Raw genomic sequence first — 26433 nt, forward strand, 5'->3', positions numbered from 1 at the left:
TGTCATTTGATTAGCGTTTATAAAATGGTGTTGCAATAATGACCGCTTTCAAACGTTTATTGCGGATTTCAACTTCTACTTCCGTGCCTTCAGCAGTATGCTCACTTTTCAGTAAAGCAAAGCCTATATTCTTTTTAAGCGTTGGCGATTGTGTACCCGTCGTCACTTCACCGATTTCCACGTCACCCAAGAACACTTTGTAACCTGTACGTGGAATACCTTTGTCAATCATTTCGATACCGATCAATTTACGAGGTACGCCGTTTTCTTTTTGTGCAGCAAGTGCTGCTTTACCGAGGAAATCCTGTTCTTTATTCAATTTCACAACAAAACCTAGACCAGTTTCAAGTGGTGAAATGTCTTTTGACAGCTCCTGACCATAAAGTGGCAAGCCTGCTTCGAAACGAAGTGTATCACGTGCGCCCAAACCAGCTGGAATCACGCCTTCTGCTTCACCAGCTTCAAGAATCGCTGGCCAAAGCGCAACAATCGCCTCTGGTGAACCGTAAATTTCAAAACCGTTTTCACCTGTATAGCCTGTCCGTGACACAAGAACAGAATGACCAGCGACATTGACATTTTCCTTAAAACGGAAAAACTTGATATCAGCTAGTGGCTCATCCGTTAATTTTTGCAGCACTTCTTGCGCCACAGGTCCTTGCAAAGCAAGAAGTCCATATTCAGATGATTTGTCTTCAATGACGACATCCGCTGTTGCATGGCTGTTCATCCACTCAACATCTTTGTCAATATTCGATGCATTGACGACGAGTAGATAATCGTTGTCTCCACGTTTGTAGATGAGAAGATCATCGATTGTTCCGCCATCCTCGTAGCACATTGCCGTATATTGAGCTTGACCATCCGCTAATTTCGACACATCATTGGTGACTAATCTTTGTAAGTAGGCAAGTGCTCCTGCCCCACTAACAAAAACCTCGCCCATATGCGAAACATCAAACAAACCCGCTTTTGTCCGTACAGCTTCATGTTCATTTTTAATGCTTGAAAATTGAACAGGTAGTTCCCAACCGCCAAAATCGATTGTTTTTCCGCCGTATGCTGCATAACTGTCAAAAAGTGCAGTACGTTTTAGTGCATCTGCCATAACTGATTCCTCCTTAGGTGATGAATGACGAATAGTGTGCTGAAGCCAAACGCTGAAAAAAAAGACAGAGGTCCCCCTTAAAAGAGAACCCCTGTCCTTGTACCTGAAAGTTTGACCTTACGGCTTTCTTCGTTGGTGGCCGATCAATCCCGGCACTCTCCAGAGATGCGTCATGTATGAGTCTTGTTACCTGAGAGATTCATAACCGCTGTTATTTGCTCCTTCGGCGACGCCAGTGCGTGCTCTCCCCATACAATCATTCGCGTTATTCAATTGGTTTTAGTATCAATTACGCCTCGGCGTAATTGCGTCTAGATTTTGAATCGAGCTTGTGGCCGACAGGATGTAGGTCATGCAGTCGTTGCGAATCGAACAGCGAAGGGATCGATTTGCCGTATTTCTGCGTTCTTTGCAGAAATTAAGGCACGTTCTAGACGTCGCGAATTTAGACTGCCTTCATTGATTCCTTTCAAAATCTATGACATCCGCCGGAGGCTTCATCTTCATTCAGCTTGCTGAATGAAAATGAATAAGAATAAGATTCGGACAATCATGCCCTTTCGCCTTATATCTTAACATTTGATATCTGTAAGCGCAATAGTTTTTAATTGATAGTTGAATTCCCGAACAAAAATAACTTTTAACGATTAATCGTTCGTGTTTAATTTCTTCAATTTTGTACTCCTGCAACTTCATTGTAAAAAAAACGGAAATCAGTAGATGATTTCCGCGTTTTTTAGAGTTCGCCCCTCAGCCTACGGATTTGGAATGCGATGTAATCCATAATATCACGTAGCGAGCGGTTTTCTGTTTCGACTTTAAAATGGGCTGTGTGCAAATAATGGGGTTTTCGTTCATTGAATAGCTTTTCAAGATCCAAACGCGTTGAACGTTGAACAATCGGACGATTTCGATCCGAAGCAATTCGTCTCCAGATATCTCGGAACGGCGCATTGAGGAAAAAGACAATGCCTGTCCGACGCATAATTTCCCGATTCTCTTTGCGCATTGGGACGCCTCCACCCGTCGCGATGATACAAAACTCATCACGGAACGTGTTCAAAAATTCTGTCTCAAGTTCACGAAATCGCTCTTCTCCATATGTTTCAAAAATTTCTGGTATGGTCATGCCCATTTTCTTCACGATTTCAGAATCCATATCGTAATAAGGCATTTTTGTCGCAAAGCTCAAGCGTTTACCAATCGCACTTTTACCACAGCCCATATAGCCAATCAAATACACCTTCTTCATTCCATCACCCACTTGGCAGGGCGAATAGTTCTATTCGCCCCGATTCATTGTTTTCTTCGTTTCATTGACATAAAATGTCTCAAGCGAATCATAAGTTCTTTGTAGACTATCATGCCACGAAACGAGGGTGAAAAGAAAGAGACTGACGAAAAATAATAAAATAATCGCCGCGGCAAGCATAGCACCACGTTCATTTTGGAAAGCGGCCAACTGCAAACCTCCTTACTTTAACGGAGCCATCAGTCATTGTCACAACAGCGGTTAATGTCACGCTATCGAAGGTAAACGTAGCAGAACGTATCCCTGTAAATAGCGGAACATGTCCATCACCATTTACCCGCTTTCTTATTACCGTGCCACTTTGTTCAACAGCAACCGTTCCATGACTATTTCGAAAGTAGACGACTTTCCCCGCATTCAGTAACTGTATTTCACTCACATCGGCAAGAAGTTGCTGCAATTCAGCGGTAAATAATTCCCACTGCGTAGATGAATAATCGACGTATTGTTGTTCAATCGGGGCTTTCCAAAAGAAAAACAACAGAAAAAGATGGATGAAAGCTGTCATAATGACAAGTTGAAAGATGCTTTCCAACAACGTATAGCCATATTCATCCATTTTCTTCATTGATTCACACATTTCTCAATAGCCTTATCCACTATTTTATAGCGCACACAAACAGCTTGCCCTTCAATCGTCCAATCAAAATCTATCCCATTTTCTTGACGATTACCTTCCAGCCAACCATAAGCTTTGAAATATATTGCCCCTTGAAGGGCCGTTTCTGCCGCATACATTTGTAATTTTTTCATCTGTAACTTCGTGGTCATTGTTGATGCCAAAGGAAGTAGCGTACCAAAAATAACCATAACAACGGCCAATGTAAGTATTGCCTCGGGCCATGAATAACCTCCTTCATTCATAAATAATCATCCTCCCACGTTGAAATTGAAATCGTATTTGGGTCAATCCAGAACTTGTTTCGAGCGTAAGTGTACCAGACTTTATAATATCTCCGTTGGCATGAAATTCAACTGTTTTCATCGGACTTGAATCTGCTAACCTCATCCCTTTCGGAAAAACAGTTCTTGTGAATTCACTTTTTCCAGGAATTAATGTGATGTACGTTGTACCGGAATTTTTGAAGTCTAATCTAGTCACGACATGATTCGCCATCGAATACGCCTGTAAATTATGAATCGCTGCAACAAATGCTTGAAGTCCATCTTCCTCAGAAGCTGTGCGTATCCATTTATCACCCATCGGTAAAATAATGGCCGTCACAAGCGTTACAATAGACAAGACGAGAAGCATTTCAAGAAATGTGAAACCACTTTCCTTATGCCGCTTCACCATCGTCTCACGGCCCCGTGGATCCGCCTACTACTTCCACTTTTCCTTCCTGGTTAATGGATAGCTGTCTACCATCAGGGCACTGTGGATTTTCAGGCAAATATTCCTTAGCCGTCAAATCAGCTAGACTGGTGGGCAACTGTTTCTCATCCATTTTAAATGCCTCCACCTGACCTTCAACCATTTTCACATAAGCGGAACACCCCTTTTCATCAATTGACTTGGAATGTTTTGTCACATTAGGAATCGCAATTAAGAGGAGCACTGAAATAATTAGCAACACAATCATCATTTCAACCAACGTAAAACCTTGTTCTCCAATATATTTTCTCACACTTTCACCCCTCATAATTTATCCATCATGCCGTAAACAGGCAATAACAAAGCAAGGTAAGCGGCTAAAATGCAGATGGCAATTAGACTAAATAGTATTGGCTGAAGCATAGCCAAACCCTTAGTTAACTTGTCATCGATCGACTCACTCAGATGCTCGCTGTAAATTAATAGCTCTTTCGCGAGGTGACCGCTATCTTCTCCATGCTTAGCAAATGCCGCTAATTGAGCGGTCAAACCTGCTGTCATGTTTGTAGCGATGTGGAAGGACTCCCCGAAAATAACTAGCTCCTTCACGCTACTGGCTATTTCACTTAATACAATATCGAGATGTTGATCAATCAAAACATCAAGCGCATCTTGCATGGAAAGCCCTGATTGTAACAAGCTACCTATTTCACTCGAAAAATCCCGTGTCTTGTACATCGCAAAAAAAGTTCCTAAAATAGGCAGTGACATCATGACACGAACTTTAGTTTTGGGCTCAAACTTTTTATAAACAATGACAGCTGTTACCGTTAACAATGCAGACAAGAATCCCATCCCTATCACCACATCAGGGATTTTAGTTACCAAGGAAGGTAAGGTAGATGCAAAACCTGTCGTTTCACTGTTCCTAGAAACGGCTAGCGCCTCCATGTTAGGTAAGAAAAAACGCCGGAAAGCAAGCAACAACGCGCCGATAAACACAAATAGAACAGTTGGGTAAGCCAAAAGGTTTTTCAACTTCCTTTGCTGCTGTTCTTTTTTTCTCAAACGAGCCGCCATTTCTTTCAAAGCCAACGCAAGCCGCCCATCTAATTCGGCGATAGCGATAGGAAGAAGCATGCCTGTTGAAAATCCAATGCGACTTAATATAAGCGTAACGCCAAGCCCTTTTTTCAGATCATCATTTATGGTTGCTAGCGCTGTATCATACTTCTTCATATGATGCGGTAATAGCAGCATAATACCATTATAAAATGTGTATCCTTCCGTTAGTAGAACTGCCAGCCGATCAAGAAATGCCGCTCTATTTTGAAGCTGACCTGCTTTCTGAAACGAGGCCTTCTTTATCCACTTAACCATCTTGCATCACGCTTGTTGCACCATATTTACGAATGAGTGATTCTATTTTAAGTCTGTCTGGAACAACTACCCTGTCCCCCTTCATGATGGAGTCAGTCATGCGGTCGAGCGTGTCGCCTTCAATAATTTCGAATACCGCACCCATCTTTCCAGAAGTTGTTCGGATAAGACGCTGAGCTGAAATACAGATAATCGTTTGCCTTAATTCTTCTGCAGAAATTCCAAAGTCTAGCATTCTGTAAAAACAACCTGCAGGGTCTTTGGAGTGGACACTAGTCAGGACTAAGTGCCCAGTTAATGCCGCTTGAACAGCTGTTTTCGCCGTCTCGCAGTCTCTGATTTCGCCAATCATAATAACATCCGGGGAATGGCGCAGAATAGCCTTCAAACCAGCAGAGTAGGTCATCCCTGACTGTTCATTGACTTGAATTTGGAGCAAATGTGAATGGTTGTTTTCAACAGGATCCTCCAGAGTAATGACATGACGCTCTAGCTGATTAACGCAGTGAGCACTTAACGAATAAATGGTTGTGGTCTTACCGCATCCGGTCGGCCCGGTCAATAATATGAGACCTTGTTGTTCAGAAACCGCATGTCGTAATTTATCCGACCATTCTTTCTCAATACATAACTCATCAAGAGAAACAATCCGGTCATGCCTTTGTAGACGGATGACCACACTTTCCTTCATTTGTATGGATGGGATAGTCGAAACACGGAAAGAATAATTATTTCCTTGTATCTGTTTATGAAAAGAACCGCTTTGGGGTTTGCGTTTATCACTAATATCAAGTGAGGAAAGGAATTTGTAAAATGAAATCATACGGCCGGCTAACTGTGGGGGTAATGTCCCGGACCGATCAAGCCTTGCATCCTTTTTGAATAACACATCGTATCCTTCTCGCATCGGAACAAGATGGATATCGCTTGCTTCATATTGGATAGCCGTTTCTAGAAGCCGAAAACTCTTCTGCTCGACGACATTATCATTTTTACTCATTGAACACCCCTCTATCTTCAAGTTGAAGACGAAAGACCACTTTTCGTCTTGTGAGATGGAGAACTTCCTCCCATCTTACGACACAGTATACGACTTGCGAGCAAAAATTGGAATACTTTCCCTCAAAGTCGAATTGTGTATTGCTAAAAACAGGGCATATCTCAATTTCACCCCTGTTTTTGACTCTAAATTTCATATTTCAAAAAAATTTGTTTGTCATACACTTCTTTGTCACAATGAAATAACGATTGGAGTTTACATCCGCTGTCGTTATCCTTTATAATGAATAGGAGCTTATTGTATTGTTTTATTAAGGAGGGACGCACACATGGATAATATGTTTAAGTTAATGGGCTGGTGGACAGGTATTTTCGCGGTTATGTTTTTCGTTGGAGATATGCTAACTCCTGCGCTTCTTTTTGTTGCGAGCACAGTTTTCTTCATACTACTTGGGTTTTTGAACCTTTCGGAACGTATGTACATGTATATTTTTGGAGCTTACCTAACTGTTTTCATGGTTGGATTCAGCTATTATACAACATTCATTCACGTACAAGGCATGCATTAAAAAGTACATACAAAAAAACAGCCACTAGTTGGGCTGTTTTTTTGTTTTATTGTTGCTACATCGTATTAAAATCCATTCAAAAAAGGATTTGAATCTTTTTCATCTCCTGGCGTTGTTGAAGCATCATGCCCGGGATAGATAATGAAATCATCATCGAGCGTCAGAAGCTTGTTGTGAATAGAATCGAGTAAGATTCCCGTATTTCCACCCGGCAGGTCGGTTCTACCCACACTTCTTTTGAACAACGTATCTCCAACAATCGCAAAACGAGCCGCTTCAAAAATATAAGAGACACTCCCCGGGGAATGACCAGGCGTATGCCGTACTTCAAACGAAAATGGTCCGACTTCCATCACACCTTCTTGTGAAATCACATGATCCGCCTTCCGAATGTGCACAGCTGGCAATCCTGGGTATTTTGCCGAACCGTTTAACTTCGGATCCGACAACCACTCCCGTTCCTCCTCATGAATATAAACCGGAATACCAAATCGATCTCGAATACTATCAACAGCTCCAATATGATCAAAATGAGCATGCGTTAGCAGAATGGCAATGGGCGTCAATTCTTGACTAACAACTTTACGAATCATACGGGCACTTTCTTCGCCCGGATCAACAATCAGACAATTCCCTGCCTCATCTCGAACGATATAACAATTTGTTTGAATGGGTCCTAACGGATATGTACTTATTTTCAACAATATCCCCACCTCCTTCAACTCATATTACGCAACATGAAATACGATTTCAAACAATCGTCACTAATTTGCCTCGACAAAATTGATTATAAACAGTACAATAGAAGAGGAGTATTGTTAATTTCGGACTTACACAGATGTGTTGACTTCTGCATAGCCCGCGACGCGCGTGCGCTATTTGGACAGAAGTTCCTATTGAAAGGAGTGTCTTCCCAATGAACTTATTGATGGTTATTTTCGGACTTATCGCAATTTTAGCGGTCGTTGGTACAGTCCAAGCGTTCAAAGAACGTAACTTGTTAAGTATTGTCTTCAATCTTGGAGCTGCAGTCGTTTTTGGAGGCTTTACAATCGCGACAATCGCTTTCCAAGGGTATCCACCAGGTCTATAAGTAAAGTAAAAGCGCCTAAACTAGGCGCTTTTTTTATTTTATTTCAGAATGTCTATCCAGACTCTTTCTTCTGCCATTTGGATATCAATAATCGTTTCTGCCGTTGGACCTGTTATGCAAGCTAAGCCAGATGGAGAGCAGCGCAGGAAGCCTGTTGCAATGTCTTCATTGATCACTTGCTGTTGTCCTTCCTTGACCTGAATTAAACGAAACGGAGAGGATAACTCATCCAATTGACCACCTGTTATAGGCGCCCGGAGGAATACAGTATTGCCAGAAGCCCATTCCACTTCAGGAACTACCCATTCTGAATAATTACTAACCGCAGGTAATGTCCACTCTGACTGCACTATGCCATCTAATCCCGACAACATATAATGTGCATCTCCCGCCTCATTCATTTTCACCGTCAACAATGAATGTTCATACGTATCGAAATAGACAATTCCATCCACACCTAAGTTCCCCCACTGCTCTGTTGTCGGGTTAAATAACCGAATCTCACCGCCATCTAATGGATGGTCTTCTACATAGCCAACCGCAATCTGCTGCCCGCCAAACCATTTCGGGAATGGATCTTCGATGGGTAAAAGCACTAAATCGGATTCCGCTCCGTCATACAGATAAAGATCAAATGTCCAATCTTGATAAAATGCAGTAAGAAGGATGAGCGAAGGATTTAAATCATTCCACTCAATCCCCAATTCAGTTGAAGCAACTTCAATTTCATCCTGTATAATCCCATCCGTAGATAGCATTTTAACCGTTGCGGAGGTTGAATTATCGCTCGTATGTAGTAGTAAATATTGTTTTGAGGGGTGGATGAGGACATCGATGATCATCGATTTTTCTTCATACAATGTATCCGTTTCACCTGTATCTAAGTCAAAACTGTTCACTTTATATAAACCTTCATCTTTTTCAACATAGACAATCTTTGTATCCGACAGCCAATCCGCAATAAAATGGAATTTCGCAGGATCTACAGCTAGCGTTTTAATCACTTCTTCAACGGGCGCTTCCGTCTGCTCAACAGTTTCATTGTCTATTGGGGCTTTTTCTACATTGTCATCTGTTTTCGCCGTACAACCTGTTACGAGCAAAACTGCTACGCACAAGGTGACCACTCTTTTTTTCACGATGCCACCCCCATTTCCTAATTCATATGTAAAAAAGTCTGCACGGAAAATTCCGTGCAGACCCTTATCATTCTTTCTGTTGACCGGTCATCACTGGAAATTTTTCTTGTTCTTGTTCGTCTTTAAATCGAAGCAAATCTCCATTGATGATCATATCAGAATAGTTCAGCTCAGTCGACGCTCGTTCGATAAACGGTTCACAAGCAGCTCGATCCGTTTCTTCTCCCGTTTCACTATCGTAACAAACATCCTGCGCGAAAACATTTTTATCAGTTACAAAACGTCCGTCACGGAAAATAGCAAACGACTCATGATCCGGAGAAAAGATATCCGCACCCATTTGCATATCGTCTTTGGTATCAATGCCCATCAAGTGAAGCATCGTCGGTCTCAAGTCAATTTGACCTGCCACTTCATCAATCGTTTTCCCTTTGCCGTAACCAGGGATATGAATATACAAAGGAACTCGTTGCAATTTCGCATTATCATAAGGCGTAATTTCCTTATCCAAATACATGCCCATTGCTTTGTTATGATTCTCTGAAATACCGTAATGGTCTCCATACATGATGATGATGGAATTATCATACAGACCACTCTTTTTCAAATCATCAAAGATGGTTTTGACCGCTTCATCCATATATCTTACCGTCTGAAAGTATTTATTTAGCGTATTGGAGTTTGAAGTATATTCTGGAATCAATTTATCTTCTTCATCCAAATCAAATGGATGGTGATTCGTTAATGTGATCAACCTTGAGTAAAATGGTTGTTCCATGCCTTTCATCAATTCAACGGATTGATTGAAAAATGGGATATCCTTCATTCCCCAGTTAACGGCCTCTCCTTCGCCGATTTCATAGCTTTCTAAATCGTAAAACTTATCGATTCCAAGCGCATTATACATAATATCACGGTTCCAGAAGCTTCGATTATTGGCATGCATCACGTTTGTGAAATAGCCTTCCTCGCCCAATTTCTCGGCCATAGATTGATATTTGTTACCACTATGCGTGAAAAATACAGCACTACCATTTCGAGGATACAACGAATTTTCCAGAATAAACTCTGAATCCGACGTTTTCCCTAGACCCGTCTGCTGATAAAAATCAGTGAAATAAAATGTATCTGGGTCTTTTGTTAATTCATTTAAAAATGGTGTAATAACATGCCCATCCATTTCCTCGTTAATCACGAATGACTGTAATGATTCAAGGGAAATGGCAATAATATTGCGGCCTTTCGCAATTCCATACATGTCTGGATCTGGTGCAGCATAATTAGCATTAATATAGTTCCCTGCTTCTACTAATTCACTACCATCTGCCAATGCACGTTGTGCGTGTGACTTGGATTGGATAAACAAATCATAAATATGATAATTATAGGTACCAATATTTTTTACAAGAAGCTCTCTGTCAAAGCTACGCGTTAACAATTGCGGCCTTTCCATTTCTGCAAGACCAAGATTCACCATCATCACCGTAGCTGTTACGACAAAATAAAGCTTGCGCGCAATTTTCCCACGTTGTTCACTACGTTTACCTTCCGGAATATAACGAATCGCTAAGTAAACAATTAACACATCTGTAAAAAAGAAGATATCCGTCAAATGTAGATTAGCCGTTACCGAGGAAGACAAATCTCCAAAGTTACTTGTTTGGAATAGCACTGGCAATGTAATGAAATCACTAAAAAATCTATAAAACACTGCGTTACTGAACATAATAATTGAGGTTGTTATACTCACTGTCATTAAATAGATATTGCGTCTTTTTGTACTCTTCATGAATAGCGCAAGGCCATAAACAAATAACAGGAAACTAAGTGGATTCAAAAAAAGAATAAATTCCTGCATTAGATTATCGATTTTCATATTGAAGCTTGTTAAATAGCCGAAATACGTTGTAAGCCAAGTCGCGATTATTGCAATGATGAGTACGGAATGTTTGGGCCATACGATGTTCTTCATTCCATCTCTCCCTTTCAGTATAGTTACTACGAATTTAAACCGCACTGTATAATAGACGGCGTGACCGACAAAAAGTTTCATATAAAATAAGAAAAAGTAAAATAAATAATTACAATTGTTCTATTTTCATGGCTTCGATGCTTCATTTCGCAAGATGAGCACCGCTTGTAAATAATCTTCCTGCATCAGCAGGCCGTTGTCGTAAAGATCTTTCACTTCTGACTGTACCATGTCGATATCAACTTTTCGATCACCTGTATACACATAGATGCCGAAGCGTTTCAATAGCTGAAGTACCCCCAAAAAATCTTTCATGATCAAACCTCATTTTCCTTACAATTAATTACACGGTCTACAGTAACAATCTTATGGACTGGAATATCATGCCCTTCAATAGGAACCGCTTGACTCATTTGGCAGTCAAATGCTAGTGACAACATCCGTCCATTATAATCAGCTAAGTAGCGATCGTAATATCCTCCACCAAAACCAATTCTGTATCCTTCGTTTGAAAATACAACGCCCGGTACAATTTGTAAATCAATGGCTTCTTTTTCAACTGCAACTGTTTCTTCCACAATCGGCTCTAACAAGTTCATATAGACTGTTTCTAAATGAGTATACGATGTGATGACTCGAAAATCCATCTCACGTGTTGCTTGTATGCATTTCGGTACCGCAATACGCTTTCCAGCCCGCCACGCTGCTTCAATAAGCGGTCGTGTATCCACTTCTGGGAAATGAGAAAGTGTGATGCCAATCATATCAGCACGAAGGAACTCATCTGATAAGAGTACCCTATTGATGATCGCCATAGACATCTTGCTATGATGTTCTCGATCCATACTATTCAATAGATCTAGCACTTGATTCCTCACATCTTTTTTAGTCATTACAATTCCCCTTCCGGTTCAGTAACTTGGACAAACGTAAGTTGTAGGACACCCACCCACACTAAAACACAATAGTTCGGCAATGAAAAAACCAAAACCAATAAAGGTTTTGGCCTGAGCAATTATTTCGTTTCACGGTGCAAAGTTTGTTTCTTTTCACGTGAGCAGTATTTTTTCATTTCAAGACGTTCCGGATTGTTACGCTTGTTTTTCTTTGAAATATAGTTGCGCTCACCGCATTCTGTGCAAGCAAGTGTAATATTTACGCGCATTATTGTCCCTCCCACTCATCAGGAATATAAAATGTATTATGAGCATGATTTATACGACTTACCAAGTGTACCACATAACTCTCATTTGTCTAGTGGAAAGATTGAAATTTCCTAAATGAGTCGGCTATGGTAGAATGGATACAAATTGATTCACCAAAGGAGTGGTACAATGGACATTCCGATAATCCTTCTTATTATTGGACTTATAAGTATAGTCGCTTCATTTTTCGCCGGAAACTTCTCCAACAAATACGCAGAAGACTTGGAGAAAGTATCCATCAGTCTCCACGAAGAAACAAATAGCTTAAAAAAAAGAGTGAAAGTTGTAGAAGAAGAACTAATGATTGGAACCCGCCCGACTCCTCTAGCAAGCAAAAGTAAAACGTTTGCTAAACCCAAAGCAAAGCCAATTCATGATATCATTATCAATCAAATTCTATCACTTCATTCCCAAGGCTATTCCGTCAATGAGATTGCTAAACGTGCTTCCCTTTCAACTGAGGACATCATCACTGTCTTGCGTTCGAAAGGTGTGATGGTATGATGCGTGATGTGTTGCGCACCATAGGAATTGGTTGTATCCTTGCAGGCGGGATTCTTTATTTTACAAATAACAGTAAGGATATCCCAAACACAGAAGTGCAGCAACTGCAAGATGAAGTCGCTGAACTTCGAGATGTGCTTGCTAAAACAAAAGAGGAATTGGCAATTGCTCAAACCACATCATCCACCGAAAAAAATGTTTCAAAGGATTCAAAGGTTGATGAAAAAGCAGAAGACGATACTACTATACCCATTTTGACGATTAAACGCGGTTCAAATGCCACTTTCGTCGCTTCGTCATTGGAAGGTTTAGGCATCATTCAAGATGCTGCTGCATTCGAAGCCTATCTTATTGAAAATGGTCTGGCCAGAAAGATTCAAGTTGGGGAACACCGACTGGATTCTTCAATGGATTTCAAAACTATCGCTAAAAAAATTACAACAGTTAAACAAAAATAGGGAGACCACTATTGTGGCTTCCCTATTTTTGTTTCATCTGTTTGTTGTTCAGGTGCTTGTTTAATCGGCTGTGTAACAGCAGTCGTATTTTCTTTAGCCCGTTGCGCTTTTAATTCAAAATACTTGTCAACAGCCTGTTTAGTGACATCGTTTTGTGCACCAAGCTGTGGAGTGCTACTGGTAGATACATGCGGAATGAGATATGCGTATGCGATTTCTGGATTGTCAAAAGGAGCAAAACCAACATGACCTAGACTAATCGTTGAACGACCACCACTAAATGTTTGAGCTGTTCCCGTTTTCCCAGCCCCGTCATAGTCTTTGCCAGCAAACATATTTCTTGCCGTCCCTGTTGGACCATACACGTATTGCATCCCACGCTTCACTTGTTCAATCTCCGCAGTTGTATTATTAATGCGATTTAAAATCGTAACCCCTGTTTCCTGAATTAAAGGCCCAAAAATCTCACCATCGACAGAAGGCTCGCGAATTTCTTTTAATACGGTTGGAGCAATGCGATACCCACCGTTGGCAATTGTAGATACATACTGTGCTAGCTGGAGAGGGGTATACGTATCATACTGCCCGATTGAAAAGTCTAACAGAAGACCCGATTTAGTTTCTCTACCAGGGTAACCCGTCGCTTCACCAGGTAAATCAATACCCGTTTTCGTCCCCAAACCGAAGGACGCAAAAGTCTGTCGAAACGTATCGAATGCCGTTTTATCAATACGCATTGCTTGACCGTACCTGTAGGTAGCATTCGCCATGGCGATGGAGATTTTGAACATATAAGCATTGGAAGATTTACCAATAGCTTCAATGTCACTAGTCGGAATTCTTTGATTGCCTTTATTGAAAAGTGATTTTTTGGGGGTATTACCGATTTTCATCCATTCATCTATTTTCACTTCACCGACATGCGCGGCCCCTTCCTGATAGCCAGTAAGCAACGTCGCCATCTTCACTGTCGATCCAGCTTCATAAGACGAAGTAAACGTACCATACGCATAATCCAATATTTCGAATTTTCCTGTATCCTTGTTCTTGACGACTTGTTTACCCACAAGCGATAGGATTTCCCCATTATTCGGATTCATCATGACGAAGAAAGCTCTGTCCAATTCCTGTGCATTCGGCCCCGCTTTCAATTCCAATAATTTCGCGGTTACAATATCTTCAATCGCTAGTTGTAACTCGCTATCAATCGTCAAGACAAGATCCTTGCCAGGCTCTCCTTCTTTGATTGTTTTCGTTTCGACAACTCGACCGCTACGATCTTTAATATTTTTCACAATGGTCTTTTGACCTTTCAATAGCTCTTCATAATATTGCTCAAAATAACTTTTTCCAACACGGTCATTTCTTGCATAATCTCTAGCCAGAAAATAGTCTTTACTTGAATTAGGAATCCCTTCAATCGGTGTCGACGTAGTACCAAGAATGGCATTGGTCGATTTTTTCACACGATTCCAATCCGTTGTCGTATTGACACCTCGTAGTCGTGATTCTCCTAGTCGTTCTGAGACGGCCGCAAACTCTTCTTCCGTAACATTTCCGCTTTTAACGATTTGCGGAGAATATGCATAACCAGACATCATTTCTCTGTAAATGGCAAGCACTTCAAGCTCTTCTTCCGTAAAGGAGTTAATCTCCTCTTCTGTCACACGCTCCCTAGTCAGCCTATTAATCTTACGTTGAATTTCTGTCCGCGATGGTGAACCATCTTCTGCAATAGCTTTTTGTTCTTCCTTCGAAACTTTCGCCTCTGCTTCCTCTGGATGCGTCAAAATCCAAAAATCCCTTTTATCACCGATTGTCACTCTTTTAGTATCTTGTTCAATCAAACTAGCTAATTCCTTGGCTATATCATGCATTTCATTTGCACTTGTTGAAGTCGTTTTTGTGTACGTGATGGCATTTTGTGGTTCATTATCCACCAGAACAGTTCCTAAACGATCAAATATTCTACCTCTAGGTATGCTTGTATTGACTGCAATTTCTTCTGTCCGCTCAAGCGCAAGACTATAATCTTCTCCTTTGACGATTTGTAAATAGCCAAGCCTTAAAATGAGCACAGAAAAAAGGACGAAGATTGAAAAGAAGAGGAAGTTCATGCGAAATGCGATATGTTTTCTCTGGCGTATTTTAGCTTGATCTGCTTTACGCATTTGCTTTTTCATACAGCACCTCCAATCATGTTGAATTATAACACCCCAAAAAGAAAAAGCACAGACCTTGACGTACAAGGTCCGTGCTTTGTTCCTTCAAGAAGTCGTTTCAATCAATTATTTACCGAAACGTTTTGCAACTACGTCCCAGTTTACAACACTCCAGAATGCTGCAATGTAGTCAGGACGACGGTTTTGGTAGTGTAGGTAATACGCATGCTCCCAAACGTCAAGTCCAAGAAGTGGTGTATTACCTTCCATGATTGGTGAATCTTGGTTCGGCGTAGAAGTTACTTCCAACTCGCCATTGTTCAATGACAGCCAAGCCCAGCCTGAGCCAAAACGTGTAGCGCCCGCTTTTGCGAACTCTTCTTTGAAAGCATCAAAACTACCGAATTTTTTATCAATCGCTTCGGCAAGCGCACCAGTCGGTTGTCCACCACCATCAGCTGATAGTTGCTCCCAGAATAGTGAGTGGTTTGCGTGACCGCCACCGTTATTGCGGACAGCAGTACGTGCCGCCTCTGGAACAGCGTCAAGGTTTGCAATTAATTCTTCAATTGACTTGCTAAGAAGTTCTTCGTTCCCCGCAAGTGCATTGTTCAAGTTCGTTACATAAGCATTATGGTGTTTAGTGTGGTGAATGTTCATCGTTTCTTTGTCAAAGTGTGGTTCCAATGCATCGTATGCATATGGAAGTTCAGGTAGTTGGTAAGCCATTGTCTATTCCTCCTAGAGAGTTTCAAAATTATCCTACGTCTTCAACATTATCAAAATTGTAAAATGCGTTCAAATAAAATGTACTATTTGTGAACTTTTATCGAACAAAGAAGAAAAAGATAGCAATCATCACGACCATCACAAAGCCTTTTGTCACGACTGATGTAAAAAATCCAACGAGAGAGCCTACACCCGTTTTGAACGCTTGTTTGACATCAGAGCGCGAGACGATGAGTTCCGCGATGACAGCCCCCAAAAAAGGCCCTATCAAAATTCCAGCAACCGGGATGACAAATGGACCAACTAGCAGACCGATTGTACTCCCCCACATGCCCGCTTTCGAGCCGCCAAATTTCTTGACCCCTACCAAATTCGATAACGTGTCCGCACCAAACAACAATATAACGAACAATATTTGGATCATCCAAAAGAATATATTCATCCCATTAAACGTATGAATCCATCCATAAAGAAGAAATCCACCTACTAAAAAGAGAGCCGATGGAATAACCGGATACACAAGTCCAGCAAATGCAATGATGAACATAACGATTGCAACAATCCAGCCTATCAATTCCATCGATTCATCCCCTTATCATCATCCTCGATTGCCTAAAATGGCTTCCGCAATATTCACAGCATGGTCACCAATACGCTCCAAGTTCGAGACGATATCAACAAACACCATACCTGATTGCGCGGTACAACGACCTTCATTCAGTCGTAAAATATGTGTTTTTCTAAGTTTGCGTTCCATTTTATCGATCAAATCTTCTTTTTCAGCAACAGTTCTCGCCAATTCCATATCATTCAGATTGAGCGAGTCAACGGCTTTTTGCACCGTTTCAATAGTCAGGGTAAACATTTCTGACAGCTCATCCATCGCATCCTCCGTTAATTTGACACGGTTAACATCTCGGAAGTCAATTAGTTCGATAATGTTTTCAAAATGATCCCCGATGCGTTCAATATCACGCACTGAATCCATCAGCATGACATGGCGCGCCGATTCAAGCGGCGAAATACTCACAGACGAAATTTCAATCAAATAATCGGTAATTTTACGATCCAGATTATTAATAGCATCCTCAATCTGATAGGCAGTTTCCGCATGCTTTTTATTGCCCGTCTTCAAGTATTCAAAAGACTCTTGCAATCCCCGAACCCCGAATTCACCCATGCGTACAATTTCTTCTTTCGCTTGTCCAATCGCAACGGCAGGTGATTGATCGATGAAATGCCTATCTAAATGTTTAGGCTTATATTCAATGGTCACATCTTCACCTGGGATAACTTTGGTTACTAGCCATGCCCACGCTCCGATTAACGGGAATTGAATAATAGTATTGGCAACGTTGAATGAACCATGCGCAAATGCAATTTGCATTTTATTTTCAAGCGCTAAAATACCCGATATCCATTCAACATAGGCTGTAAACGGCACTAGAAGGAACATAAAGATGATTGTTCCAATGACATTGAAGAGAACGTGTGCCGCCGCTGCCCGTTTTGCCGCAATAGATGCACCAATTGATGCGAGGACAGCTGTAATCGTCGTGCCGATGTTATCACCGAACAAAATCGGCAACGCCCCATTCAAATCAACAAGATTTTCAGCATAAAGGCCCTGTAAAATTCCGACTGTTGCACTAGAACTTTGGACAATCAGCGTAAAAATGGTTCCTACAACTACTCCTAGCACCGGTTGGTCACTCATTGAAACCATTAAGTCTGTAAACGTATCTAACTCCCTAAGCGGCTTCATTCCCCCGCTCATCAATTCGAGTCCTAGGAACAGTCCACCAAAGCCAAAAATGACTTCCCCAATATTTTTAACCTGACTTTTCTTAATGAAGAAAATAAGAAATGCTCCTACCGCCATAATTGGCAATGCATACGCTCCGACATCAAGCCCAATGATAAATGCCGTCACGGTTGTCCCAATATTGGCACCCATAATTACACCGATTGCCTGACGCAGCGTCATAAAACCTGCGCTGACAAGCCCAACTGTAATGACAGTCGTTCCGGAACTCGATTGAATAAGCACTGTCACGATAATACCTACAAGAACGCCCATAAACGGGTTTGTCGTGAAGCGATCTAAAATTGCGCGAAGTCGATCACCCGCTGTCTTTTGAAGACCATCACCCATGTACTTTATTGCGAACAAGAATATTCCAAGTCCGCCCAAAAACTGGAACAGCATTTCCTGCCAGTTTACCTCCATAACGCAGTCAACCTCCATCATCCTTTATGTATAGCACCCTATTATGCTGATAATACTTGCTGATTGTAAATAGAAACGTGCAAATCTTTACATTCCCTTAACAATTGGGTTACAAATTGTCATCATTCTGTCGAATTTGCTACTCACCACTCCTTGTCATGATAATGATAGAATGTTATTTGACGGAGGAGGTCACTTATTATGAAGTTTCACCAAATTTTCACAGCAGCTATCCATGAACCAAAAAAATTAGCTGCATTCCGTTTATTAAAAATCGGTAAAGTTTTTCGCTATGTCTTTTTATTTGTGACGTTATTTACGGCTATTTCCTTCATCCGCTATTTGGTAGGTGATGTGACACTGTTCGATGCCTCACCCGAGCTACTGGAACATGGTGAATTGATAGGCTGGCTTATCTATCCGATTGCGCTTATCCTCCAATTTGTTGTCAGCACTTTTTATATTTTCCTTCGCATTAGCGTTTTCGCCTATGTGGGCGTCGTTCTGTTGCGTTTGATGAAAAGGCGTGGAGAGTACCGATTTATGTGGAATACAGCAGCTATTGCAGTCACAATCCCTATGTTATTGACCATTGCCCTTGATTTCATTCCTGCAATGAGCGATTACAGTATGGTCATAACATCAGTCGTTCATGTAGGCTATATTGCGGCTGCAGCCAAATATTATCCCAAACTATCGAAATGAATAATTCCCTTTTCCGTGCATATAGTGGCGGAGGGGGGAATTTCCATGAGAACACTACTAATCGCCGTACTATTATTCATAGCCTTTCATGTTATCCGAATGGACCTCGTAGAAGGGACTATCTCACTCGCTTCTTTTAAGAATGACAGTGAGCCCGCGTCCTGTGAAGAGCAGGTAGAGCACACTTCCATTCCTGTTACGACAGTTGATGGGGATACGATTGAAGCGCTATTCGCGCTGTATCCTGACCCAGATATAAGTTTTTTGGACAGATTGAATTCTTTTTATTCCCTAAATCCTCATCTTCAAAACCAGCAGCTAGTTGGAGGAGAGAAAATTATCCTACCACTATCGCGAGTTCCATCTGGTAATTGTACGGAATCCACTAGATAAGGGCTGTCCCTTGTCTTTTTGCTGTGTTGATTGCTAAAATAGGTATAGTTATAAGTTCTAGACTATTTAAGGAGCGAAATAAATGAATCCAATGATAAACAGAGCAAACACACGTCAGGTCCGTGTTGGTAATTTGACAATTGGCGGTAGTGATGAGCTTTTCATTCAAAGTATGACGACAACAAAGACGCATGATGTGGAAGCGACTGTTGCAGAAATTTTGCGTTTAGAGGAAGCAGGATGTCAAATCGTCCGCGTTGCATGTCCAGATGAGCGCGCTGCCTATTCAATTGGGGCTATCAAAAAACAAATTAATATTCCGCTTGTCGTCGACATTCATTTCGATTATAAGCTAGCGTTGATTGCCATTGAACAAGGCGCAGATAAAATCCGCATTAACCCGGGTAATATCGGTAAACAGGCGAAAGTCGAAGCCGTTGTCAATGCAGCAAAAGCAAAAGGGATTCCCATCCGAATCGGCGTCAATGCCGGATCACTTGAGAAAAAGATTCTCGAAAAGTATGGCTATCCAACAGCTGACGGTATGGTAGAAAGTGCCCTTCACCATATAAAAATATTAGAAGATCTCGATTTCCACGACATCATTGTGTCTTTAAAAGCGTCTGATGTGAATTTAGCAGTAGAAGCGTATAAGAAAGCAGCAGCTGCCTTCGATTATCCATTACATTTAGGGATAACGGAATCTGGCACGTTGTTTGCAGGATCTATTAAAAGTTCGGCAGGTCTTGGGACATTACTGTCGGCTGGTATTGGTAACACGATGCGTGTGTCGTTAAGCGCTGACCCCGTTCAAGAAGTCAAAGTAGCACGTGAACTGTTGAAAGTTTTCGGTCTTTCATCGAATGCAGCAACACTTATTTCATGCCCTACATGTGGGCGCATTGAAATCGACCTCATTTCGATTGCCAATGAAGTCGAAGAGTATATTTCGCATATTAAGGCACCTCTGAAAGTTGCGGTGCTTGGTTGTGCGGTCAACGGTCCAGGTGAAGCACGAGAAGCAGATATCGGTATTGCAGGGGCACGTGGTGAAGGTTTGCTCTTTATGAAGGGGAAAATCGTTCGTAAAGTGCCTGAAGCAACGATGGTCGATGAATTAAAGATTGAAATTGATAAACTGGCAGAAGAGTATTTTGAAAAGAAACGCCAGGAAGAGTTATTGCTTCAGGCAGGGAAAACAGAATGAGAAATCTCCGTTTCGGCATTGATATCGATGGCACGGTGACATGCCCAACTTCCTTGTTGCCTCATATCAATAAACAATTCGGCTGCAACCTTGTACTCGATGATATTACGGAATATGACTTGACCGCGGCATTCTCCGTCGATAAAGAGGTCTTTTGGCAATGGTATACAGGAGCAGAAGCGCATATTTACAGCACTTCTCCTCCACAAGCCTACGCTAAAAAAGTATTGGGCGACTGGCAGGCACAGTTTGAGCTGTATTATATTTCAGCTCGTGGTCCGCAGGTCTTCGATGCTACAATGGATTGGTTCAACCGTGAAGAAATTCCGTACGACCATATCGAACTTGTTGGTAGTCATCATAAGATTGCAACGGCGAAAAAATTTGGCGTCCATGCCTTTTTTGAAGATAAGCACGACAATGCAGTGGAAATTCATGAAGAGCTCGATATACCTGTTATTCTGTTTGATACACCTTATAATCGGGAGCCTATTCCCCAGGGTGTCATTCGCGTCAATGACTGGCAGGAAGCGAATCAATGGATTAACAAGTTGTTTCCGATTGAACAAGGAATATTGAAATAAAAAAACGGTGTGAAACTCGAAGTTTAGAGTTTCACACCGTTTTTAATTCGCCACACATAATGGACATTTACCGTAAATCTCAAACTTATGCCCTTCCACCTCATAATCTGGTAGATTGACTGTAATCATCTCCATCGGGCAATGTGGAATGCTCCGTGTCTTACCACAAGCTGTACAGATGAAATGATGGTGATGGACGCTCGCGTCGCATTGCATTCGGAAATGACGTTCCCCCATCAAATCCGTTTCCTCTAAAATACCAAGCTCTGCAAAGGTTGTGAGGTTCCTATAAATCGTATCGAAACTAATCCCTGGGTTGTCAAGTTCCATAAAACTTCGTACTTCAGCTGCTGTGAGATAGCGATCATTTTGCGAGAAAAATTGTAAAATTGTTTCCCGATTTTTTGTCCGCTTAAATTGCTTGTCTTGTAGGATACGCCATGCCTCATCGAGTGTCATACAATGCCCCCCTTGATAACACGAGCGTTATGTCTCGCCCGTAATTTATTCCACAAAAGAACGATTAGTAAAATAACAATGGACGTAATAACGATTGTCCCTCCAGGAGCTATGTCCAAATAATAGGCCGTCACAAGTCCGACGATGACGGCTGTTTCTCCAAATACAATCGAGTATATCATAGCACTTTTAAAACTTTTCGCCAGTTGCATCGCCGCCGCAACAGGAATCGTCATAAGCGAGGACACAAGTAAAATTCCGACAATACGCATCGAAGCCCCAATCACCAGCGCAGTAATTATCATAAAAACCATCTGGATATAACGTGAATTGACACCAGATACTTTGGCATAATCCTGATCAAATGACAGGGCAAACAGTTCTTTATACATAAAGCGGACATAAGCAATCACGATGATTGCAATCATCATCACAACGACAAGATCCTGTCTGCTTACAGCTGACACAGAGCCAAACAAATAACCAATCAAATCCGAGCCGAAGCCTTTGGATAATGAAATGAAAATCGCACCGAGTCCAATCCCGGCCGATAAAATCACCGGTATGGCGAGTTCTTCGTAATGGCGATAAGCCCCTCTCAATTTTTCAATGAGTAGTGAGCCGCCGACTGCGGAAGCAATCCCAAGATACACCGGATTCAGCGCAGCAAAAAATAGAACTTGCTGGCTTAAATACAGACTTCCTGCGATACCTGCTAGCGCAACATGGCTGAGCGCATCCGCAATGAGCGCCAAACGCCTAACGACGATAAACAAACCAAGCAACGGGGCGATGATACCAATAATTAGACCTGAAAGAAATGCATTTTGTAGAAATTCATATGATAAAATTGCGCTAATCATTGCTCCACCTCCGCCGACTGCTGATGAATGCGCCGTACAGGATGGCCATACCATCTCGAAACATCTTGGTCTTCCATATTTTTGTAAGCCGATTGGACACCGTGGAAATGAATCGTCCGATTGAGACAAGCCACATGCGTCGCCAAATCCGTAACCAAATCAATTTCATGTGTCACGAGTACAATCGCAATACCATGCTCACGATTCAGCATATTGAGCATAGAATAGAACGATGTAACGTTCTGCTGGTCAATTCCCACCGTTGGCTCATCCATAATAAGCAAATCTGGTTTACCTGCAAGCGCCCGTGCGATGAAAACCCGCTGCTGCTGACCGCCAGATAATTGACCGATATTCTGTCTTGCCAATTTCTCCATGCCAACAATTCGAAGTGCCTCTACTGCCTGTTGCTCATGCTGTTTCGTAAAACTTTTAAATAGACCTACTTTTCGTGTCAAGCCACTGCGCACAACTTCGAGCACAGTCGCCGGGAAACCTGAGTTGAATGAATTCGATTTCTGCGACACATAGCCAATCCGTTCCCGGTGGTTAAACATTTCTATGTCCTCACCAAATAACTTTACCGAGCCACTTGTAGGTTTAAGAAGACCGAGAATAATATTGATCAGTGTTGATTTACCAGAACCATTGGGGCCAATGAGCGCCCAAAATTCCCCTTCCCCTACTTGGAGAGATATATGATCTAGAGCAATGGATTGCTCATAACTAAAACTCACATCGTCTAATTGAATAATTGTTTTTGTCATGTTATTATATGATCCTTTCTTCCACCCATAACCGGAATCATTCCGATTCACTTGTTGAATTATATACTATGGGATGAAAGGACACAACCTTTTAAGAAAGATGGTGTTTGAAATGGATTATGCGCAATTATTACATGAAGTGAAAACGAGAAGTGACGAGGATGTCAAAGTTCTTGCGGGGCAATATGGTGTCGATCTTTCAATCACAGAAATCCAGGCGCTGCGTCCTTTACTAGATGACGTGTCCTTCCATTGGCTGTTCACTGGCGTTCCCGAGTCGTTCATCAACAAAATTCGAAGAGCGATTGGTAATAAAAAAACGGAGATTCTCTTTCAAAAATATATTAATACGACAAAATAATGCCAGTTGAAACTGTTTGGTGTTAGAGTTGCAATTATGAGTTAAGCTGGGTAATTATTAGAATTGTACTCGGCCATTTCAATCAAATAAAACCCGTCTGCATGGTATACCCCTTGCAGACGGGTTATTATTATTCAGCTTTTAATTGTTCGATTTTTTCGGGTTGAAATGATTTCGCCTTCAACATTTCAATTTCAAGCTTATAAGGTGACAATTTCTTTTTCGGATCTTCCCCAACAAAAGGCGTTTCCAAAATCTTAGGAACAGCTTGAAATGTTGGGTGATGAACGATGTAAGAAAGTGGTTCAAAGCCGATATGACCGAATCCGATGTTCTCATGGCGGTCTTTCATAGCCCCCCGCTCATTTTTACTATCATTGACATGAATAACAGAAATTCTGTCTAGTCCAATGATTTTATCGAACTCATTCAGCACACCTTCAAAGTCCCCTACAATATCATAGCCTGCGTCATGGACGTGACACGTATCAAAACAAACAGATAACCGCTCATTATGTTTCACACCATCAATAATCGCCGCAATCTCATCAAAGTTTCGGCCACATTCAGTGCCTTTGCCCGCCATTGTTTCGAGTGCAATACGCACCGGATAATCTTGGGAAAGTACTTCGTTCAGCCCTTCAATAATTTTAGCAATGCCCAAATCGACACCTGCTCCAACATGAGCCCCTGGATGCAAGACAATCTGGTCGATGCCAAGCGCAGCAGTGCGTTCAATTTCCTTCTGTAAAAAACTTACACCAAGTTCGAAGGTTTCTGGCTTTAACGTGTTCGCAATATTAATGATATAAGGTGCATGGACAACGATATTGGATAGTCCATTATCCGCCATATGCAATTGGCCCGCTGCGATATTGAGTTCTTCAATTGGCTTCCTCCGCGTATTCTGAGGTGCCCCCGTATAAATCATAAACGTACTAGCGCCGTAGCTTGCCGCTTCCTCACTCGAACCGAGTAACATTTTACTGCCACTCATCGAAACGTGAGAGCCGAGCAATAAGGGTTTATCATTTGTCATTTTTTACGTGCCAATCTCCTTTCACGCTTTTTAAAGCGCTCCACTTGCTGTGCCATTTTCTTTTTATAACCTGGTTTTACTTTTGCAGGTTTACGAACGAATGACGTCGCCTTACGGTCAATATCATCCTCTTCTTTAACACGATTACGTCGTGCATGACGTTCTTTTACTTCAATCCATTCACCATTTTTCACATCTTCATGAATAAATGGAATACCGAGCTTCTCAATTTTGACAATTTTATCATCATCAGATGGCTCGTACAATGTAATCGCAGTCCCTTCTAATCCTGCACGTGCTGTTCGTCCTACACGGTGAACGAAAAACTCTAGCTCATCAGGTAATTCGAAGTTGATTACATGACTGACTCCGGGAATGTCAATGCCACGCGCTGCAAGATCTGTCGCAACGATATATTGATAATCCAAATCACGGATTTGTTTCATCATCCGCGTCCGTTCACGTGGTGTTAGATCACCGTGAATTTTCCCTGCTTTAATACCATTTTCAGCAAGAAAATCGGCTAATCCATCTGCATTTTGACGTGTATTGGTAAAGATAATCGCCAAATACGGGTTGATGGATTCAATAACATGTAATAATTTTTTTCTTTTATTCATACTGCGTACAGGGACTAAAGAATAGCGCATACCTTCCGTTAACGGCTTGCGTTCACCGATTTTAACATGAACCGGTGAGTCCATATATTTATTCAAAAACGGTTTTAATTTCTCAGGAATGGTTGCTGAAAATACGTACATTTCAAGGTTAGCTGGCATTTTCGACGCAAACTTATCGATATCTTCGATAAAGCCCATGTCAAATGCAAGGTCTGCCTCATCAATCACTAAAATTTTGGCTGTATGAATAGCAAGCGCACCATTTTCAGCCATATCGCTAATCCGTCCTGGTGTCCCAACAACGATATGTGGATTCGATTTCAACTTACCTATTGAACGTTGCTTATCTGTCCCGCCAATAAGCAATGAGCTGCGTACATCCGTTCCTTCGGTCATCTTGGCAAGTTCATCAAACAATTGCGTTGCCAATTCTCGCGTTGGTGCGGAAATCACTGCTTGTAGCTCATCGTCAATTGCATCTATCCGTTCCAATACTGGGATCAGGAAACTATGAGACTTCCCTGTTCCTGTATGTGCTTGTCCGATGGCATTCGTCCCTTTCAGGATGAGTGGAATCATCTCTTTTTGAATCGGTGTCGGGTTTTCGAAGCCAAGCTTCCCGATAGCTTCCCGAATAAACGGCTTAAATTGGTAATCAGTAAATTTAGACATTGGTGTTCCTCCTAATCGTAGTCTTATTATAACACGATTCTGTTCCGCCGTATGCGATTTTCGCATAGTATACAATGTGAAAGTTCATTCTGATTTTTTGAAAGGAGAAAATTATGAGGTACGAATCCTTTTATCCGTTCGCGCAACAGCCAGCCAATCCACTTCCTATGGGAGAAATGGGCTTCGGAATGCCTCCGCAAATGGGCCCAATGCAGATGCCGAATCAGCCTTTCCAAAATGGCGGTCCTATGGGGAATCAAATGGGCAATTCTGTGAATAATCCATTAGGCGGTCCTGCGACCAATCCAGGTCAACAACAAGGTCCATCAAAGATGGAATCCTATATGCAAACTGCCAACCAGTTTCTCAATACTGCACAGCAATTTGCGCCAATGGTTCAGCAATTCGCCCCAATGGTTCAAAATTTACCCGCTATGTGGAGACTGTACAAAGGCTTCCAAGGGCTTCCGGCAGCAGGGGCAGCAGGGGCTGGGGCAGCAGCCAGCGCTTCGTCGGCAGCCAGCGCCTCACTCGGCGCATCCATTCCACGCATTTTCCAACCTTAAATCCTATATTTTTGAACTTGAA

34 protein-coding genes and 1 riboswitch are annotated in these 26433 nt (G+C 41.8%); of the genes, 10 read left to right on the top strand and 24 right to left on the bottom strand.

Annotated features, from left to right (window positions below):
- Window positions 1-10: 10 nt before the first annotated feature.
- The 9 genes from gcvT to comGA form a co-directional block, all read right to left on the bottom strand.
- Window positions 11-1108 carry a glycine cleavage system aminomethyltransferase GcvT gene (gcvT, locus tag R2B72_RS04140; RefSeq protein ID WP_318615005.1) on the bottom strand — a complete coding sequence of 366 codons (1098 nt, stop codon included), beginning with the start codon at window positions 1106-1108 and terminating at the stop codon, window positions 11-13.
- Between the two features lie 168 nt (window positions 1109-1276).
- Window positions 1277-1368: riboswitch (glycine riboswitch) on the bottom strand.
- A gap of 476 nt (window positions 1369-1844) precedes the next feature.
- The gene (locus tag R2B72_RS04145; protein ID WP_318615006.1) at window positions 1845-2360 is read right to left on the bottom strand and encodes a shikimate kinase; all 516 of its coding nucleotides are present in this window, start codon (window positions 2358-2360) and stop codon (window positions 1845-1847) included.
- Window positions 2361-2390: 30 nt separating this feature from the next.
- The gene (locus tag R2B72_RS04150) at window positions 2391-2570 is read right to left on the bottom strand and encodes a hypothetical protein (protein WP_318615007.1); all 180 of its coding nucleotides are present in this window, start codon (window positions 2568-2570) and stop codon (window positions 2391-2393) included.
- Window positions 2551-2988, bottom strand: a complete 438-nt coding sequence (locus R2B72_RS04155; RefSeq protein WP_318615008.1) for a ComGF family competence protein — start codon at window positions 2986-2988, stop codon at window positions 2551-2553. The genes R2B72_RS04150 and R2B72_RS04155 overlap by 20 nt, the downstream gene beginning before the upstream one ends.
- The gene (locus R2B72_RS04160; protein ID WP_318615009.1) at window positions 2985-3284 is read right to left on the bottom strand and encodes a hypothetical protein; all 300 of its coding nucleotides are present in this window, start codon (window positions 3282-3284) and stop codon (window positions 2985-2987) included. The genes R2B72_RS04155 and R2B72_RS04160 overlap by 4 nt, the downstream gene beginning before the upstream one ends.
- Window positions 3277-3717 (bottom strand): prepilin-type N-terminal cleavage/methylation domain-containing protein, encoded by a 441-nt coding sequence (locus R2B72_RS04165; RefSeq protein ID WP_318615010.1) that lies wholly within the window; start codon window positions 3715-3717, stop codon window positions 3277-3279. The genes R2B72_RS04160 and R2B72_RS04165 overlap by 8 nt, the downstream gene beginning before the upstream one ends.
- Window positions 3718-3721: 4 nt before the next feature.
- A complete protein-coding gene (gene comGC, locus R2B72_RS04170) occupies window positions 3722-4048 on the bottom strand; it encodes a competence type IV pilus major pilin ComGC (protein ID WP_318615011.1) in 327 nt (108 codons plus the stop codon).
- Between the two features lie 11 nt (window positions 4049-4059).
- Window positions 4060-5115, bottom strand: coding sequence for a competence type IV pilus assembly protein ComGB (gene comGB, locus R2B72_RS04175; protein WP_318615012.1), 1056 nt, complete (start codon window positions 5113-5115; stop codon window positions 4060-4062).
- Complete coding sequence (gene comGA / locus R2B72_RS04180; protein ID WP_318615014.1) at window positions 5108-6115, bottom strand: competence type IV pilus ATPase ComGA; 1008 nt, start codon at window positions 6113-6115, stop codon at window positions 5108-5110. Before comGA ends, comGB begins: the two co-directional genes overlap by 8 nt.
- Before the next feature lie 328 nt (window positions 6116-6443).
- Here comGA and R2B72_RS04185 point away from each other — a divergent pair, with 328 nt between their 5' ends.
- Window positions 6444-6683, top strand: coding sequence for a DUF2626 domain-containing protein (locus tag R2B72_RS04185; RefSeq protein ID WP_318615016.1), 240 nt, complete (start codon window positions 6444-6446; stop codon window positions 6681-6683).
- Between the two features lie 65 nt (window positions 6684-6748).
- On the opposite strand, the gene R2B72_RS04190 is transcribed toward R2B72_RS04185, so the two are convergent.
- Window positions 6749-7387: an MBL fold metallo-hydrolase gene (locus R2B72_RS04190; RefSeq protein WP_318615018.1), complete on the bottom strand. Its 639-nt coding sequence runs from the start codon at window positions 7385-7387 to the stop codon at window positions 6749-6751.
- Window positions 7388-7599: 212 nt separating this feature from the next.
- Here R2B72_RS04190 and R2B72_RS04195 point away from each other — a divergent pair, with 212 nt between their 5' ends.
- Window positions 7600-7776 carry a DUF2759 domain-containing protein gene (locus R2B72_RS04195; protein ID WP_318615020.1) on the top strand — a complete coding sequence of 59 codons (177 nt, stop codon included), beginning with the start codon at window positions 7600-7602 and terminating at the stop codon, window positions 7774-7776.
- 38 nt (window positions 7777-7814) lie between these two features.
- Here the strand turns inward: R2B72_RS04195 and R2B72_RS04200 are convergent, their stop codons facing one another.
- The 5 genes from R2B72_RS04200 to rpmG all read right to left on the bottom strand — a co-directional run bounded on the left by R2B72_RS04200 (window position 7815) and on the right by rpmG (window position 12052).
- The gene (locus R2B72_RS04200; protein ID WP_318615021.1) at window positions 7815-8915 is read right to left on the bottom strand and encodes a hypothetical protein; all 1101 of its coding nucleotides are present in this window, start codon (window positions 8913-8915) and stop codon (window positions 7815-7817) included.
- Between the two features lie 67 nt (window positions 8916-8982).
- The gene (locus tag R2B72_RS04205; RefSeq protein ID WP_318615022.1) at window positions 8983-10887 is read right to left on the bottom strand and encodes an LTA synthase family protein; all 1905 of its coding nucleotides are present in this window, start codon (window positions 10885-10887) and stop codon (window positions 8983-8985) included.
- A 126-nt stretch (window positions 10888-11013) separates the two neighbouring features.
- On the bottom strand, window positions 11014-11202 hold the full coding sequence (locus R2B72_RS04210) for a YqgQ family protein (RefSeq protein ID WP_318615023.1): 189 nt from the start codon (window positions 11200-11202) through the stop codon (window positions 11014-11016).
- A 2-nt stretch (window positions 11203-11204) separates the two neighbouring features.
- Complete coding sequence (locus R2B72_RS04215; protein WP_318615024.1) at window positions 11205-11780, bottom strand: 5-formyltetrahydrofolate cyclo-ligase; 576 nt, start codon at window positions 11778-11780, stop codon at window positions 11205-11207.
- Window positions 11781-11902: 122 nt separating this feature from the next.
- A complete protein-coding gene (gene rpmG, locus R2B72_RS04220; protein ID WP_067403526.1) occupies window positions 11903-12052 on the bottom strand; it encodes a 50S ribosomal protein L33 in 150 nt (49 codons plus the stop codon).
- A 169-nt stretch (window positions 12053-12221) separates the two neighbouring features.
- Here rpmG and R2B72_RS04225 point away from each other — a divergent pair, with 169 nt between their 5' ends.
- Together R2B72_RS04225 and R2B72_RS04230 are read left to right on the top strand one after the other, a co-directional pair.
- Complete coding sequence (locus R2B72_RS04225; protein WP_318615026.1) at window positions 12222-12596, top strand: hypothetical protein; 375 nt, start codon at window positions 12222-12224, stop codon at window positions 12594-12596.
- Window positions 12593-13054: a hypothetical protein gene (locus tag R2B72_RS04230; protein ID WP_318615027.1), complete on the top strand. Its 462-nt coding sequence runs from the start codon at window positions 12593-12595 to the stop codon at window positions 13052-13054. The genes R2B72_RS04225 and R2B72_RS04230 overlap by 4 nt, the downstream gene beginning before the upstream one ends.
- An 8-nt stretch (window positions 13055-13062) precedes the next feature.
- On the opposite strand, the gene R2B72_RS04235 is transcribed toward R2B72_RS04230, so the two are convergent.
- From R2B72_RS04235 to R2B72_RS04250, 4 genes are all read right to left on the bottom strand, one after another.
- A complete protein-coding gene (locus tag R2B72_RS04235) occupies window positions 13063-15237 on the bottom strand; it encodes a penicillin-binding protein 2 (protein WP_318615030.1) in 2175 nt (724 codons plus the stop codon).
- 105 nt (window positions 15238-15342) lie between these two features.
- On the bottom strand, window positions 15343-15945 hold the full coding sequence (locus R2B72_RS04240; protein ID WP_318615032.1) for a superoxide dismutase: 603 nt from the start codon (window positions 15943-15945) through the stop codon (window positions 15343-15345).
- 97 nt (window positions 15946-16042) lie between these two features.
- A complete protein-coding gene (locus tag R2B72_RS04245) occupies window positions 16043-16525 on the bottom strand; it encodes a DUF456 domain-containing protein (protein WP_318615033.1) in 483 nt (160 codons plus the stop codon).
- An 18-nt stretch (window positions 16526-16543) separates the two neighbouring features.
- On the bottom strand, window positions 16544-18175 hold the full coding sequence (locus R2B72_RS04250) for a Na/Pi cotransporter family protein (RefSeq protein WP_318615035.1): 1632 nt from the start codon (window positions 18173-18175) through the stop codon (window positions 16544-16546).
- Window positions 18176-18376: 201 nt separating this feature from the next.
- Between R2B72_RS04250 and R2B72_RS04255 the strand changes: the two genes are divergently transcribed.
- The 4 genes from R2B72_RS04255 (at window position 18377) to R2B72_RS04270 (ending at window position 21064) form a co-directional block, all read left to right on the top strand.
- Window positions 18377-18880, top strand: a complete 504-nt coding sequence (locus R2B72_RS04255; RefSeq protein WP_318615036.1) for a DUF1189 family protein — start codon at window positions 18377-18379, stop codon at window positions 18878-18880.
- Between the two features lie 45 nt (window positions 18881-18925).
- Window positions 18926-19273, top strand: a complete 348-nt coding sequence (locus tag R2B72_RS04260; RefSeq protein ID WP_318615037.1) for a hypothetical protein — start codon at window positions 18926-18928, stop codon at window positions 19271-19273.
- An 82-nt stretch (window positions 19274-19355) separates the two neighbouring features.
- Complete coding sequence (gene ispG, locus R2B72_RS04265) at window positions 19356-20480, top strand: flavodoxin-dependent (E)-4-hydroxy-3-methylbut-2-enyl-diphosphate synthase (RefSeq protein WP_318615039.1); 1125 nt, start codon at window positions 19356-19358, stop codon at window positions 20478-20480.
- Window positions 20477-21064, top strand: a complete 588-nt coding sequence (locus tag R2B72_RS04270; protein ID WP_318615040.1) for a 5' nucleotidase, NT5C type — start codon at window positions 20477-20479, stop codon at window positions 21062-21064. The genes ispG and R2B72_RS04270 overlap by 4 nt, the downstream gene beginning before the upstream one ends.
- Before the next feature lie 42 nt (window positions 21065-21106).
- Here R2B72_RS04270 and R2B72_RS04275 read toward each other — a convergent pair whose 3' ends face one another.
- Genes R2B72_RS04275 through R2B72_RS04285 form a run of 3 tightly spaced genes read right to left on the bottom strand, consistent with a single transcriptional unit; the run spans window position 21107 to window position 23153 of the window.
- Window positions 21107-21523: a transcriptional repressor gene (locus R2B72_RS04275; RefSeq protein WP_318615041.1), complete on the bottom strand. Its 417-nt coding sequence runs from the start codon at window positions 21521-21523 to the stop codon at window positions 21107-21109.
- Window positions 21520-22386 carry a metal ABC transporter permease gene (locus R2B72_RS04280; RefSeq protein WP_318615042.1) on the bottom strand — a complete coding sequence of 289 codons (867 nt, stop codon included), beginning with the start codon at window positions 22384-22386 and terminating at the stop codon, window positions 21520-21522. Before R2B72_RS04280 ends, R2B72_RS04275 begins: the two co-directional genes overlap by 4 nt.
- Window positions 22383-23153, bottom strand: a complete 771-nt coding sequence (locus R2B72_RS04285; RefSeq protein WP_318615044.1) for a metal ABC transporter ATP-binding protein — start codon at window positions 23151-23153, stop codon at window positions 22383-22385. The genes R2B72_RS04280 and R2B72_RS04285 overlap by 4 nt, the downstream gene beginning before the upstream one ends.
- A 112-nt stretch (window positions 23154-23265) precedes the next feature.
- Here R2B72_RS04285 and R2B72_RS04290 point away from each other — a divergent pair, with 112 nt between their 5' ends.
- Window positions 23266-23514, top strand: a complete 249-nt coding sequence (locus tag R2B72_RS04290; protein WP_318615045.1) for a hypothetical protein — start codon at window positions 23266-23268, stop codon at window positions 23512-23514.
- A gap of 130 nt (window positions 23515-23644) precedes the next feature.
- Here the strand turns inward: R2B72_RS04290 and R2B72_RS04295 are convergent, their stop codons facing one another.
- Window positions 23645-24553 (bottom strand): deoxyribonuclease IV, encoded by a 909-nt coding sequence (locus tag R2B72_RS04295; protein ID WP_318615046.1) that lies wholly within the window; start codon window positions 24551-24553, stop codon window positions 23645-23647.
- Window positions 24550-25845: a DEAD/DEAH box helicase gene (locus R2B72_RS04300; protein WP_318615047.1), complete on the bottom strand. Its 1296-nt coding sequence runs from the start codon at window positions 25843-25845 to the stop codon at window positions 24550-24552. Before R2B72_RS04300 ends, R2B72_RS04295 begins: the two co-directional genes overlap by 4 nt.
- A gap of 113 nt (window positions 25846-25958) precedes the next feature.
- Here R2B72_RS04300 and vrrA point away from each other — a divergent pair, with 113 nt between their 5' ends.
- Entirely contained in the window at window positions 25959-26411 is a 453-nt protein-coding gene (gene vrrA / locus R2B72_RS04305) for a VrrA/YqfQ family protein (RefSeq protein WP_318615048.1), read from the top strand.
- Window positions 26412-26433 lie beyond the last annotated feature (22 nt).

Origin of the sequence: Sporosarcina sp. YIM B06819, assembly GCF_033485175.1 — a bacterium.
GTDB lineage: Bacteria > Bacillota > Bacilli > Bacillales_A > Planococcaceae > Sporosarcina.